14 protein-coding genes are annotated in these 12,566 nt (G+C 61.6%); 9 read left to right on the top strand and 5 right to left on the bottom strand.

What is annotated here, in order from left to right; all coding sequences use genetic code 11:
• Positions 1-182: 182 nt before the first annotated feature.
• Genes NTD85_RS08580 through NTD85_RS08545 form a run of 8 tightly spaced genes read left to right on the top strand, consistent with a single transcriptional unit; the run spans position 183 to position 6,446 of the window.
• Positions 183-1,382: a PepSY-associated TM helix domain-containing protein gene (locus NTD85_RS08580; RefSeq protein ID WP_262141956.1), complete on the top strand. Its 1,200-nt coding sequence runs from the start codon at positions 183-185 to the stop codon at positions 1,380-1,382.
• Complete coding sequence (locus NTD85_RS08575) at positions 1,379-1,921, top strand: thiamine pyrophosphate-binding protein (protein WP_262141955.1); 543 nt, start codon at positions 1,379-1,381, stop codon at positions 1,919-1,921. The genes NTD85_RS08580 and NTD85_RS08575 overlap by 4 nt, the downstream gene beginning before the upstream one ends.
• Positions 1,918-2,259: a hypothetical protein gene (locus tag NTD85_RS08570; protein WP_003226659.1), complete on the top strand. Its 342-nt coding sequence runs from the start codon at positions 1,918-1,920 to the stop codon at positions 2,257-2,259. The genes NTD85_RS08575 and NTD85_RS08570 overlap by 4 nt, the downstream gene beginning before the upstream one ends.
• A complete protein-coding gene (locus NTD85_RS08565; protein WP_262141953.1) occupies positions 2,256-2,831 on the top strand; it encodes a DUF6162 family protein in 576 nt (191 codons plus the stop codon). Before NTD85_RS08570 ends, NTD85_RS08565 begins: the two co-directional genes overlap by 4 nt.
• 35 nt (positions 2,832-2,866) lie before the next feature.
• Positions 2,867-3,796 (top strand): metal ABC transporter substrate-binding protein, encoded by a 930-nt coding sequence (locus tag NTD85_RS08560; RefSeq protein ID WP_262141952.1) that lies wholly within the window; start codon positions 2,867-2,869, stop codon positions 3,794-3,796.
• Positions 3,793-4,641, top strand: a complete 849-nt coding sequence (locus NTD85_RS08555) for a metal ABC transporter ATP-binding protein (protein WP_262141951.1) — start codon at positions 3,793-3,795, stop codon at positions 4,639-4,641. Before NTD85_RS08560 ends, NTD85_RS08555 begins: the two co-directional genes overlap by 4 nt.
• On the top strand, positions 4,641-5,540 hold the full coding sequence (locus NTD85_RS08550) for a metal ABC transporter permease (RefSeq protein ID WP_033059198.1): 900 nt from the start codon (positions 4,641-4,643) through the stop codon (positions 5,538-5,540). Before NTD85_RS08555 ends, NTD85_RS08550 begins: the two co-directional genes overlap by 1 nt.
• A complete protein-coding gene (locus tag NTD85_RS08545; RefSeq protein ID WP_262141948.1) occupies positions 5,541-6,446 on the top strand; it encodes a metal ABC transporter substrate-binding protein in 906 nt (301 codons plus the stop codon). It begins immediately after the preceding gene.
• A 186-nt stretch (positions 6,447-6,632) separates the two neighbouring features.
• Here the strand turns inward: NTD85_RS08545 and NTD85_RS08540 are convergent, their stop codons facing one another.
• The 5 genes from NTD85_RS08540 to NTD85_RS08520 all read right to left on the bottom strand — a co-directional run bounded on the left by NTD85_RS08540 (position 6,633) and on the right by NTD85_RS08520 (position 11,200).
• A complete protein-coding gene (locus tag NTD85_RS08540) occupies positions 6,633-6,857 on the bottom strand; it encodes an MbtH family protein (RefSeq protein ID WP_003226665.1) in 225 nt (74 codons plus the stop codon).
• Positions 6,858-6,940: 83 nt separating this feature from the next.
• Positions 6,941-8,353 (bottom strand): aspartate aminotransferase family protein, encoded by a 1,413-nt coding sequence (locus tag NTD85_RS08535; RefSeq protein WP_262141947.1) that lies wholly within the window; start codon positions 8,351-8,353, stop codon positions 6,941-6,943.
• Between the two features lie 143 nt (positions 8,354-8,496).
• Entirely contained in the window at positions 8,497-8,982 is a 486-nt protein-coding gene (locus NTD85_RS08530; RefSeq protein WP_262141946.1) for a GNAT family N-acetyltransferase, read from the bottom strand.
• A gap of 215 nt (positions 8,983-9,197) precedes the next feature.
• Complete coding sequence (locus tag NTD85_RS08525; protein WP_003226668.1) at positions 9,198-10,520, bottom strand: ATP-binding protein; 1,323 nt, start codon at positions 10,518-10,520, stop codon at positions 9,198-9,200.
• The gene (locus NTD85_RS08520) at positions 10,520-11,200 is read right to left on the bottom strand and encodes a response regulator (RefSeq protein ID WP_003226669.1); all 681 of its coding nucleotides are present in this window, start codon (positions 11,198-11,200) and stop codon (positions 10,520-10,522) included. The genes NTD85_RS08525 and NTD85_RS08520 overlap by 1 nt, the downstream gene beginning before the upstream one ends.
• 283 nt (positions 11,201-11,483) lie before the next feature.
• Here NTD85_RS08520 and NTD85_RS08515 point away from each other — a divergent pair, with 283 nt between their 5' ends.
• Complete coding sequence (locus tag NTD85_RS08515) at positions 11,484-12,179, top strand: hypothetical protein (RefSeq protein ID WP_262141944.1); 696 nt, start codon at positions 11,484-11,486, stop codon at positions 12,177-12,179.
• Positions 12,180-12,566: the final 387 nt, after the last annotated feature.

Raw genomic sequence — 12,566 nt, 5'->3', positions numbered from 1 at the left:
GCGTCTGGGAGGAATTGCGAAACATTTACTTTCATATCGTCTTTCGGGATTTGTCCGGCTCATCCGTCCTATAGAGATGCAGGCCGTTCGCGTAGGCAACAGCCACGACCGCGCCTTTTACGGATAACCATGCTGCGAAGCCCGTAGCAGAGGCTCCTCTCACCGAATCAAGACGCGCAATCATGTCAAAGAAATCCCGCTCGAAACTGTGGTTCCTGGTGCATAGCTGGCTCGCGTTGCCGATCTGGTTTTTTGTCCTGATCGTCTGTGTCACTGGCACGCTGGCGGTGGTCAGCCAGGAAATCGTCTGGCTGGCCAACCCGCAGATGCGCGCCAGCCCGCCGTCGGACGACGCGCCGCTGCTCAGTTACGATCAGGTACTGGCGGCGATCAAACAAGCCGAGCCGCAGACCCTGGTACAAAGCATCAGCCGTCCCGATGAGTCGCACTTTGCCCTGGACGTTGAAGTCAGCTACCCGGACGGTCGCTCACTGACGGTCTATGTCAATCCGTACACCGGAGTCATTCAGGGCACCGCCCCCAGCTTCGACTTCAAGGCGTTCACCCGCGCCCTGCATGGCTGGTGGCTGGTGCCGTTCACCAACGGTTTCAGTTGGGGCTGGTATCTGGTGTCGTTTCTTGGGGTGCCGATGCTGGTGTCGTTGATCACCGGGTTGGTGGTCTACAAAAAATTCTGGAAAGGTTTTCTGCGCCCGACCCTGCGCATACGCCACGGCGCGCGGATCTTCTGGGGCGACTTCCACCGACTGTGCGGCATCTGGTCGATCTGGTTCATCGCGGTGATCTCCATCACCGGCATCTGGTTCCTGATCCGCGCGATCCTCTTCGATAACCAGATCTCCATTTCCAGCGAGCCGATCATTCCCGCCATGTCCCGGGAGAGCGTGCCGATTTCGGCCGCCGGCACACCACCGCCGCGTATCAGCCTGGACCGCGCCGTCGAGATCGCCCAGCAGAAGATCCCAGGGCTGGAGGCCAGTTTCGTCAGCCTTCCAGGTAACGCCTACAGCCACATGAGCGTCGGCGGTCGCGGCTGGTATCCGCTGATGTTCCAGACCGCAACGCTCAATCCGTACAACGGCGACATCGCCGCGTCCCGCCTGCTGTCCGATCGCTCCTCGCTGGAGTTTGTCACCGAGTCGATGCGACCGCTGCACACGGGTGATTTCGGCGGTATCTGGATCAAGTTGATCTGGTTCTTCTTCGGCCTGCTGCTGAGCATGATGGTACTCAGCGGCTTGCTGATCTGGACCAAGCGCACGGCGCTGGCCACCGCCAATGCGCTGAAGCGCGAGGAAAAGAAAAACCGCATCCAGGCACAACCGGCCCGTACCCGTGTGCCTTCGAAGGTGAGCCTGTGAGCAAGTCCGGCACGATCACACCGCCCTCCCGACTGGCCCGTTTCTGGCACCAATGGCGCTTTCACCTCAATGTCCTGCTCCTGCTGATCCCGCTGGGCTTCATGCCCAAGTACTTCGCCGATGCCTCGCTGTTTCGCGGCGACAGCGGTTTGGGTCAGCGGGAGATTGGCAACATCCAGGTCGGCCCGTGGAGCCTGCGACTGGCCGAATTGCGCAACGAAGCACCGACTCTCACCGGACCGGCCGGCTATATGAAGGATTTCAGCGCCGCCCTGTGCGATGCCTGTATCGATCAGGTCAAGGCTACCTACCTGCGCATCGGCAAGCCGCGCAGCCTGCGCGCCGCTGGCACTATCTTCTTCGGTACGCCGTACCGCATGGGCACACAAATGCCGATTCCGGAAAAGACCCGTCCCGACGCCGAACTGTGGATCACCATGGAAGGCTGGGACGGCAGCATGCATCAGGCCTCGATTCCCCTGAGCCAGGCCTCCCCCGCGACACTCGCCTGGCTGAACAAACAAGGAGCCAAACCATGAACTGCGTTCAACGCCCTTCCCGTCTGCGGTTGCGCGCCGCGTTGCTGATGCTGTGCGCAGGTTTCAGCGCCGGCGCCCTGGCCCATAACCCGATGTGCGAATGCAAAGCCGTCGACGCCGAGCAGATCAAATGCACCGGCGGCTTTTCCGATGGCAGCGGCGCGCCGGGGGTGACCCTGGACGTGATCGGTTACGACGAAACCATTCTGGTGCCGGGCAAGCTTGGCGCCGATTCGAGCCTGACCTTCAAGAAACCGGCGGCCGAGTTTTATGTGCTGTTCGACGCCGGCCCCGGGCACGTCGTGGAAATCGACCAAGCCGACATCGAGGCCCCATGAGCACGCCCACCACCCAAGTCGTACGTCCGGCCGGCGCCGGGCATGAAACCCTTAATGTTCTGCTGTTGTGTTTGCTGATCCTTGCCGTCGCCGGATCAGTGGTGGCATGGCGCGGGGTGTCCCATGAGCCGGAGCCGGTTTCCAGCCATCAACTCGATGCACGGCGCGACCTGAGTGCCGCCGAGCAAGGCATCTATGCCGACCTGCGGGTGACCCTCGACGAGATCCGCCTGCTGCGTGAAGAGCAGCAAAGCCTGCCGACCCCGCAAAATCTGGCCGAGGAAGGTTTCGCCCCGTTCGCTCAGGATGCCAGCTCGGTCAGCCGTGGCGGCCATGCCTGGCAGTTACTGGCGGACCGCGCCTATTTCGGCCACAGCCAGTCACCCGCCGTCGCCGGTTCGTTCGTGATGTTGCTGAGCGCCGACGCCAGTGCCGCGCCGGACATCTGGCTTAACCGCGACGCCGATCTGCAAACGCCTGCCGAGTTGACCGACGCAGCGCTGTCCGCCGCTGGCTGGAAACAGATCGTCGCGCAGTTCGATGCCGGCGTGACCCGCGAACATCGCCACTGAACCTTCGCCTTCACCCGAGAGAAGACCGCTTGCCCATGCTTATTTCACTGACTCGCCGTCCCCTCCTGCGCACTCTGCTGATAGGCCTGTGCGCGTGCCTGCTGAGCCCGCTGGCCAGTGCCGAACCGGGCAAACGCCTGCGCATCGGCATCACCCTGCACCCGTATTACAGCTATGTGGCGAACATCGTCGGCGACAAGGCCGATGTGGTGCCGCTGATTCCCGCCGGTTTCAACCCGCACGCCTATGAGCCGCGCGCCGAAGACATCAAGCGCATCAGCGGCCTGGATGTGATCGTGCTCAACGGTGTCGGCCATGACGACTTCGCCGACCGCATGATCGCCGCCAGCGAAACGCCGAACATCAAGACCATCGAAGCCAACGAAAACGTGCCGCTGCTGGCCGCCACCGGGACCGCTGCGCGCGGCGCCGGCAAAGTGGTCAACCCGCACACGTTCCTGTCGATCAGCGCCTCGATTGCCCAGGTCAACAACATCGCCCGCGAGCTGGGCAAACTCGATCCGGACAACGCCAAGACCTACACCAAGAACGCCCGCGCCTACGGCAAACGCCTGCGGCAGATGCGCGCCGATGCGCTGGCCAAACTGACCCAGGCGCCCAACGCCGAACTGCGTGTGGCCACGGTGCATGCGGCCTACGACTATCTGCTGCGCGAATTCGGCCTGGAAGTGACGGCCGTGGTCGAGCCGGCCCACGGCATCGAACCCAGCCCGAGCCAGTTGAAAAAGACCATCGATCAACTGCGCGAACTCGACGTCAAGGTGATCTTCTCCGAGATGGATTTCCCTTCCACCTACGTCGAAACCATCCAGCGTGAGTCGGGGGTGAAGCTGTATCCGCTGTCGCACATTTCCTACGGCGAATACACCGCCGACAAGTACGAAAAGGAAATGACCGGCAACCTCGACACCGTGGTGCGGGCGATTCAGGAGTCCGGGGCATGACGGCAAAAGAAACCCTCTCTGACACCCCGCCATCCCCTGTGGGAGCGGGCTTGCTCGCGAAGGCGCCGGGTCAGCCAACATCTTTATCGAATGACACACCGCATTCGCGAGCAAGCTCGCTCCCACAAGGGGTAAATGGGCCGACTCTGGATTTTGCGCAAGTCTCTCTGACCCTCGGGCGCACCACGATTCTCGACAACGTCACCTTCCAGGTCCAACCCGGCCACGTGCACGCGCTGGTCGGCCCCAACGGCGGCGGCAAGAGTTCGCTGATCAAGACCCTGCTCGGGCAGATGCCGCATCAGGGTCAACTGAGCCTGCACTGGCCCGGCCAACCCGGCACCATCGGTTATGTGCCGCAGGCGCTGGAATTCGATCGCGGCCTGCCAATGACCGTCGACGATTTCATGGCCGCCATGTGCCAGCGCCGGCCGGCGTTTCTCGGCTTGAGCAAGCACTACGCCAAGGCCATCGGCGAGGCGCTGGAACGGGTCGGCATGCAGGACAAACGCAAGCGGCGCATGGGCGCGTTGTCCGGTGGCGAACGTCAGCGCGTGTTGCTCGCGCAAGGCTTGATCCCGGCCCCGCAATTGCTGGTGCTGGATGAGCCGATGTCTGCCCTCGACGAAGCCGGGATCCAGGTGTTCGAACGCCTGCTCGGCGACTGGCGCGCGGCCGGCATCACCGTGCTGTGGATCGAGCACGATCTGGAAGCGGTCAAGCGTCTGGCCAACCGGGTCACCGGCCTCAACCGCCGCGTGCTGTTCGACGCCACGCCGCAACAGGCGCTGACTCCGGAACGTCTGCTGAGTCTGTTTTCCACCCATCCACGGAGCGCGGTCTGATGAGTTACGAAGCCTTTCGTTTGATGGTTCAGGGCTGGGCGTCGTCCGGTTACCTGCCGGAGGCGCTGGCCTACGGCTTTGTGGTCAACGCACTGCTCGCCGGCCTGTTGATCGGCCCGGTACTCGGCGGCCTCGGCACACTGGTGGTGGTCAAGCGCTTTGCGTTTTTCTCCGAAGCGGTCGGACATGCGGCGCTGACCGGCGTGGCCATCGGCATTCTGCTCGGCGAACCCTACACCGGGCCCTACGGCAGCCTGTTCGGTTACTGCCTGCTGTTCGGCATTCTGCTCAACTACCTGCGCAACCGCACCGGCCTGGCGCCGGACACCCTGATCGGCGTGTTCCTCTCGGTATCGCTGGCCCTCGGCGCGAGCCTGCTGTTGATTCTGGCCGGCAAGATCAACGTGCACATTCTGGAGAACGTGCTGTTCGGTTCGGTGCTCACCGTCAACGGCAACGATCTGCTGGTGCTGGCCATCGTCGGTTCGCTGGTCATGGCGCTGGCGCTGCCGTTGTACAACCGGATCATGCTCGCCAGTTTCAACCCGCAACTGGCGGCGGTGCGCGGCGTGGCGGTGAAGACCCTGGATTACCTGTTCGTGATTCTGGTGACGCTGATCACCGTCGCGGCGGTGAAGGTCATCGGCGCGATTCTGGTCGGCGCGTTGCTGGTGATTCCGGCGGCGGCAGCGCGGTTACTGAGCCAGTCGCTCAAGGGCTTCTTCTGGTGTTCGGTGCTGATTGCCACCATCAGCACGTTATGCGGGATTCTCGCGCCGATCGTCTTCGATCTGCCGATCCCCTCCGGCGCCGCGATCATCCTGGTCGCCGGCATTGCCTTCGCCCTCGCCGCCATTGCGCGCGGGGTCGTCCCGAGTCTGAAAGGGAACCTTGGATAAATGACTTTCTCACTGCGAAAACTGACCCTGGCCATGGTCCTGTGCGGCGTGGTCGGCAGCCCGCTGATGGCGGCTGAAAACCCTGAACCGCTGCGCGTGCTGGCCTCGTTGCCCATCACTTACGGTCTGGGCGAAGTGCTGCTCAAGGGCACTGACGTCAGCCTGGAGCGCGCAGCTCCGGCGAATCTGCCGGGCAGCCGTCAGACCGCATACTTCACCGGTCGCGGCGCTCCGGCGCTGGGCAAACTGGCGAGCAATGCCGACGCGGTGATCGGCGTGCGCTCGCTGTGGGCCGATGATCCGCTGTACCCGATCGCGCGGCGCAGCAACATTCGCATTGTCGAAGTCGATGCGGCGCGCCCGGTCGACGGCGCCCTGCCGGGGATTGCCGTGCAGCCGGGGCTGAAGGTCGATGGTTTGAACAGTCAGCCATGGCTGGCGAGCAACAACATGGGACGGATGGCCGATGTGATCGCGGCGGATCTGGTGCGTCTGGCGCCGTCCGCCAAGCCGAAGATCGAGGCCAATCTGGCGGCGCTGAAACAGCGCCTGCTCAAGCTCAGCGCCGACAGCGAAGCGCGCCTGGCCGAGGCTGACAACCTGAGCGTGATGAGCCTCAGCGATCACTTCGGTTACCTGATCGGCAGCCTGAATCTGGAGCTGATCGGTCAGGACGCACGAGCAGATGCCGAGTGGACAGCCGAAGATCTGAAGAAACTCACGGCGACGCTGAAGGACAACGACGTGGCGCTGGTGCTGCATCATCGCCAGCCATCGGAGGCAGTGAAAGCAGCAATTGCCGCCTCGGGGAGTCATTTGCTGGTGTTGAGTACCGATGCGGCGGATCCGGTGGCGGAGCTGGAGGGGAATGTGGATTTGTTGCTCAAGGGGTTGAGCGGGGCGTAGTTTCAGTAATACCGCGTTATCGTTCTTCGCGAGCAAGCCCGCTCCCACAGGGGAGTTGTGTGCACCACAGATCCAATGTGGGAGCGGGCTTGCTCGCGAAGAGGCCCGCCAGAACAACACCATTGCCAGGAATGAAAAAACCCGCTGCCTGTCACCAGTCCAGCGGGTTTGTTTTTGGCGGATAAATTACTGAGCCGCCGCCTGCCCTTCCATCTTCTGACGCAGGCTCAGCGGACGCATGTCGGTCCAGACTTCCTCAATGTAGGCCAGGCATTCCTTCTTCAGGCCGCTCTTGCCCACGGTGCGCCAGCCTTCCGGCACAGCTTTGTAATCCGGCCAGATCGAGTATTGCTCTTCGTGGTTGACCACGACCTGAAAGAGGATGTCCTCGCGGTCGAATACTGACGTCATGCTGGTTCTCCATCGGTGTAAGGGTAGGCTGCACCTGGGGTGCAGCCGGGTATGTAGATAGAACGTTCGGCGCTGCGAAAAATTTACTCGGCGGCGGTGGCGGCGGCCAAGGCGCGGCCGAAGATCTCGGCGACACGGTCGATTTCGGCAGCGGTGATCACCAGTGGCGGCAGGAAGCGCACCACCGCACCGTGCCGGCCGCCCAGCTCCAGAATCAGCCCACGCTTGAGGCATTCACGCTGCACCAGCGGTGCCAGGCGCGCGAACGCGGGTGGATGACCGAGGGCGTCCGGCGCGCCGTTCGGGTCCACCAGCTCAACGCCCAGCATCAAGCCACGACCGCGAATGTCGCCCAGTTGCGGGAAGTCGCGTTGCAGGATTCGCAGATGTTCGCTCAGACGCTCGCCCATGGCGGCGGCGTGTTCGCAGACCTTGTGTTCCAGCAGATAACGCATCACCGCCGAACCGGCGGCCATCGCCATCTGGTTGCCACGGAACGTGCCGGCGTGGGCGCCCGGCTGCCAGGTGTCGAGCCAGTCACGATAGACCACCACCGCGAGCGGCAGGCTGCCGCCGATGGCTTTGGATAACACCACCACGTCCGGGACAATGCCGGCGTGTTCGAAGGCAAACATCTTGCCGGTACGGGCGAAACCGCTCTGGATCTCATCGACGATCAGCGCCACGCCAGCCTTCTCGGTGATCCGGCGCAAGCCACGCAGCCACTCGATATCGGCCGGGATCACCCCGCCCTCGCCCTGCACCGCTTCGACGATCACCGCCGCCGGCAACTGCACGCCGGCTTCAGGATCGTTGAGCAGGTTTTCCAGATAACTCAGATTGGCTTTCACCCCGGCCGCGCCGCCGAGGCCGAACGGACAGCGGTAGTCATACGGGAATGGCATGAACTGCACGCCGTTGCTGAGCAAGGCACCCAGTGGTTTCTTCGGCCCCAGGCTGCCCATCAGACTCAGCGCACCCTGGCTCATGCCGTGATAACCGCCGGAGAACGACAGCACGGTGCTGCGCCCGGTGGCGGTGCGCACCAGCTTCAACGCGGCTTCCACCGCATCGGTGCCGGTCGGGCCGCAGAACTGGATTTTCGCCTCGGCCGCCAATGCCGGCGGGAGCAACCCGAACAGGTCCTGGACGAACTGATCCTTGACCGGTGTGGTCAGGTCGAGGGTGTGCAGCGGCAGTTCATCGGCCAGCACTTGCTGGATCGCCTCGATCACCACCGGGTGGTTGTGCCCCAGCGCTAGGGTGCCGGCACCGGCCAGGCAATCGATGAACGTACGGCCCTCAACATCTTCGACATACAGGCCCTTGGCACGTTTGAGCGCCAGCGGAATGCGCCGCGGATAGCTGCGGGCATTGGATTCCTGCTGACTCTGCCGGGCCAGCAGTGGTGACTCGTTGAACTGATACAGGGTTTCGGCCGGCGCGGAGGTGATCCGGGCCGACGACTCTTCGATAAGGCTGGTGGCGACTGACATCTCTCGACCCCTCAATACGCTATGGATAGTGACCAAAACAGCACACCGCACAGGTGCGCGTTCCGGTCGCGGGGCGCACATGCAGGTTTTCCTGTTCTGGAAACGCTTAAGCGGGGCGAGGATTTAGACCCCAGATCGAGTTGTCAGTCGGGCACCGCCAATGGCTTGTGCAATGCAACGCGGTGCAGGCCCTGATCGGTTAAGGCCGGCGCCGTCTCGCGGTAACCCAGATGCCGATAAAAAGCCGCACCGATACGGGTGCTGGAAACGCTCACCTGTGGCACGCCACGAATCCGCAGCCAACCTTCAAGATCAGTCATCAGGGCGCGCCCTGCACCACGGCGAAACCATTCCGGCTGCACATGGCAAAAGCCGATGTCGCCGCTGCCCGCCGCCATGCCGACGCCCACCGGCTTGTCCTGCAGCAAGGCGATGTTCAAATAGAAATGCGGATCGGCAAGGTGCGCACTGATGACGTCGGCGGACTGTAGGTCAATCCAGCGGCTGAGCAGTTGCGGGTCGTTGCGGTGGTCGAGCGCACAACCGACGCGGATCGAGCGCTCGATGATGCGGCTGATAAGGCCGGCGTCGGCCGGCCTGGCCGGGCAAATGCAGATCGGTGCTTCCATGGCGCGTTCCCTCAATCCATTGAGTCAGAGCAGCCCGACCTTAACGCCGGGGCCGGCGAATCACCAATGCAGAGACGTTACATTTGATGTGCCACACCACAAATCCCAATTGTGGGAGCGGGCTTGCTCGCGAAGGCGTCCGGTCAGTGGATACGTTGCTGACTGGCACGCCGCCTTCGCGAGCAAGCCCGCTCCCACAGGGGATTTTTGGTGGTTCAGGCAGGTTGCAGCGGCATCGTCAGTTCCACCCGCAAGCCGTCCGGGCGGCTGTCGAAATGCAGGGAGCAAGCGCAGCGCTGGACGATGGCTTGCACGATGGCCAGGCCGAGGCCGCAGCCGGTGCTCTGGCCGTTACGCCAGAAGCGTTGGGTCAGGTGCTGCAAATCATCGGCGGCGATACCCGGCCCATGGTCGCGTACCACAAAGCGTGCGCGCTGGCCGACGGTTTCCAGACTCAATTCCACGCTAGCGTCCGCCGGGGTATGGCGCAGGGCGTTGTCGAGCAGATTGCGCAACGCGGCAATCGACAGCACCGCCGGCATTTGCACCGGCGCACTGGAGAGCTGCTTGGGCAATTGCAGCTTGATGCGCTGACGCTCACCGCCGGCCGCATCCTGCATCGCCAGTTTCGCCACCTGCTCGGCGCTGCACTGCACGCCGTCGTCGAACGACAGACTGCCCTCGACCCGCGCCAGCAAGAGCAATTGCTCCAGCGTGCGGTGCATGCGGTCGGCGCCCTCCTCGGCCCGCGCCAGCGACTGATCGCGGGCACTGCCTTCGGTCATGCGCGCCACCTGCAGGTGCGTCTTGATCGCCGTCAGCGGGCTGCGCAGTTCGTGGGCGGCGTCACCGGTCAGGCGGCGTTCACGCTCGATGGTCTTGCCGATGCGCTGGAACAGCTGGTTCTGCGTATCGAGCAAGGGTTTCAGCTCGCTGGGAAACGACTGCAACTGCAACGGCTCAAGCGAGTCGGCATTCCGTCGCATCAAGGCTTCGCGCAGTCGATTGAGCGGCGCCAGGCCCTGACCGATGCCCAGCCACAACAGGCACAGACAACCGAGCAACGCTACGCCGACCGGCACCGAGGCCGCCAGCAGGATCGACATGTTCAGGGCTTCGCGTTCGATCTGCCGATCGGCCGTGGTGATCCGCACATCCCCCCGCGCGAGAGTGAAACTGCGCCACGGCGCACCGTCGATCATCTGGTCGTGGAAGCCCATTTTTTCCGCTTCCAGGGTTTGCTCGGGGCTGCTGTGGCTGCGGGCCAGAATCTCTCCGCGCAGCGAACTGACCTGACAGGCCATGCCGCCGGGAATGTTCAATTGTTCGGCACTGAAATGGGTGCCCTCGCCCTTGCTCGGCAGCGCCGGCAATTGCTCGAGCAGCCCGGCGACCATGCGCGCCGAGGCTACCAGACGCTGGTCGAGGGAAAACATCATCTGATTGCGCAAGTCGCTGAGCATCCAGGCCGCGGCCAGCGCCCAGATCAGGGCGAAGGCGGCGCCGAGGGTCAGACTCAGGCGCAGACGCAGACTCATCACTTCTGTTGTTCTCCACCATCGGCCGGCCCGAGGCGATAGCCCAGACCGCGCACAGTTTCGACAATACCCTTGCCGAGCTTGCTGCGCAGGTGATGGATGTGCACGTTCAGCGCATTACTTTCCAGCTCGTCATTGAAGCCATAGACGCTGTCCTTCAACTGCTCGGTGGACAGCACCCGGCCACGGTTGTGCAACAGCGCCTGCAACAGCGATTGCTCGCGACGCGACAATTCCACCGGTTTTCCGGCCAGCGTGGTTTCACGGCTGCTCGGATCGTAGGTCAGCGCACCGTGTTCGATGAGGTTGACGCTGCGTCCGGCGACCCGGCGCAACAGGGTTTGCAGACGGGCGAACAGCTCCCGCAAATCGAACGGTTTGAGCAGGTAATCGTCAGCCCCGGCCTGCAGGCCATCGACCCGATCGGTGACCGAGTCGCGCGCGGTCAGGATCAGCACCGGAATTTCCAGACCCTGCTGACGCAGTTGTTGCAGCAACTTGAGGCCATCTTCGTCGGGCAGGCCAAGATCGAGCACCATCACGTCGAATTCGGCGACCTTGAGCATCGCCCGTGCTTTCGAGGCGGTGTTGACGTGCTCGACCGTCAGGCCCTGCGCCGTGAGACCGGCCACGATACCGCTGGCGATCAGTTCATCGTCTTCACAAACCAGTACGTGCATGGGGGCTCCATGAGCAAAAACGCCATTCAAGCAGCCGAAGATTAAGCCGCAGTTATGCCAAGTGTACCGTTTAACGAGAGAAACGCTGCGTAGCCGCCCCACCACCGCAGTACGTCAGGTAAAGAGTCGGTCATCTACCTGCGTTCCAATCTGATCGACAACCGCCAGGCGCAACTTTCAAATTGAAACATACCGGGCATATTAAAAATCAAGCTGTGCAACTAACATCGACTGCACACGATTAACAACAACGCTTTTTTCAACAACCATTAAAGGACTAAACATGTCTCGATTAGGAAAGGCCGTCGCTGTTGACTGGCGCTCAGGCAAAGACCAGATTTACTTCTTTTTCACGCACTACAACATATACTCGCGCTTCAGCCTGGCAGAAAACAAAGTACCTGAAAAATATCCTTTGGAGGTATCCGGGAATTGGGATGACTTTCATGACGCCTATCAGTTGCGGTTTGGTTTTACGACCACTGGACTCGACACTGACAGGATAGACGGAGACATCCTGTGGCTATTTCATTATGGAGAGGATCGACTCACTCCCTATGTCACCAAATATGATCAGGACGATGAACGCTGCATCAGCACGGTTCCAGTTCAGGAATCACGCTGGCATAAACTTGTGCCTTACTTCGACCGGATCATTGCAGGAACGTGGTGGCAAACCATACCGGGCCGAGCACAGTTGTTCCGTTTCCTGATGGACAACGGCAAGGCGCTCAGGCTTGATTTTGGTTATGAGACACTTGTCGAAGAAACCATTAATGATGAAACATGGCCTGGGTTGGCCCAGTATCAGGACCGAATCATGACGGGTGCGCAAAACGATCGTACGCTGGCGGACAGTTACTGGTATCTGTTTTTGGACAAGGATGAATACATCCGCTACAACATTCAGGAAAATCAGGTTGAGTCCGGTCCCATCCAGATTGACGACGAATCCTGGCCAGGACTGCTGCGCGGCTGAAAACACTTTTTTCAAGTGAGTTATTGTTGGCGATTAAGCATCGATTAATCGCCAACATTGCTACACACCTTGTCCCTACCCGCCAGAACAGTCAAACCCGCAACCATATTAATAAGATTTATCAAGCGAAGTTGAGCCATTGGCAAACAGCAAGATGTCAGCGGCAACGAATAACTCCGAGATACGAAATCTTGTCTTTATGTTTATCTGAATGACAACCGGCCCGCCGATATGATCAAGACGCGAAAAAAACATGTGGCGCGTATACAATCTCCGAAATCCGCTGGCCCGGGTTGCTGATAAACCGAGACCTCTTGCAGGCATCAGCGCATCTGCTTCGGGCCGTCCATCGGACAGCGTGCGGGGCGGTTAATCATCGGTTAATCG

It is taken from the genome of Pseudomonas sp. 13B_3.2_Bac1 (genome assembly GCF_025466205.1).
In the GTDB taxonomy this organism is placed as follows: Bacteria; Pseudomonadota; Gammaproteobacteria; order Pseudomonadales; family Pseudomonadaceae; genus Aquipseudomonas; species Aquipseudomonas fluorescens_H.
The sequence above is the reverse complement of the archived record's forward strand: the minus strand, read 5'-3'. Positions and strand labels throughout refer to the sequence as shown.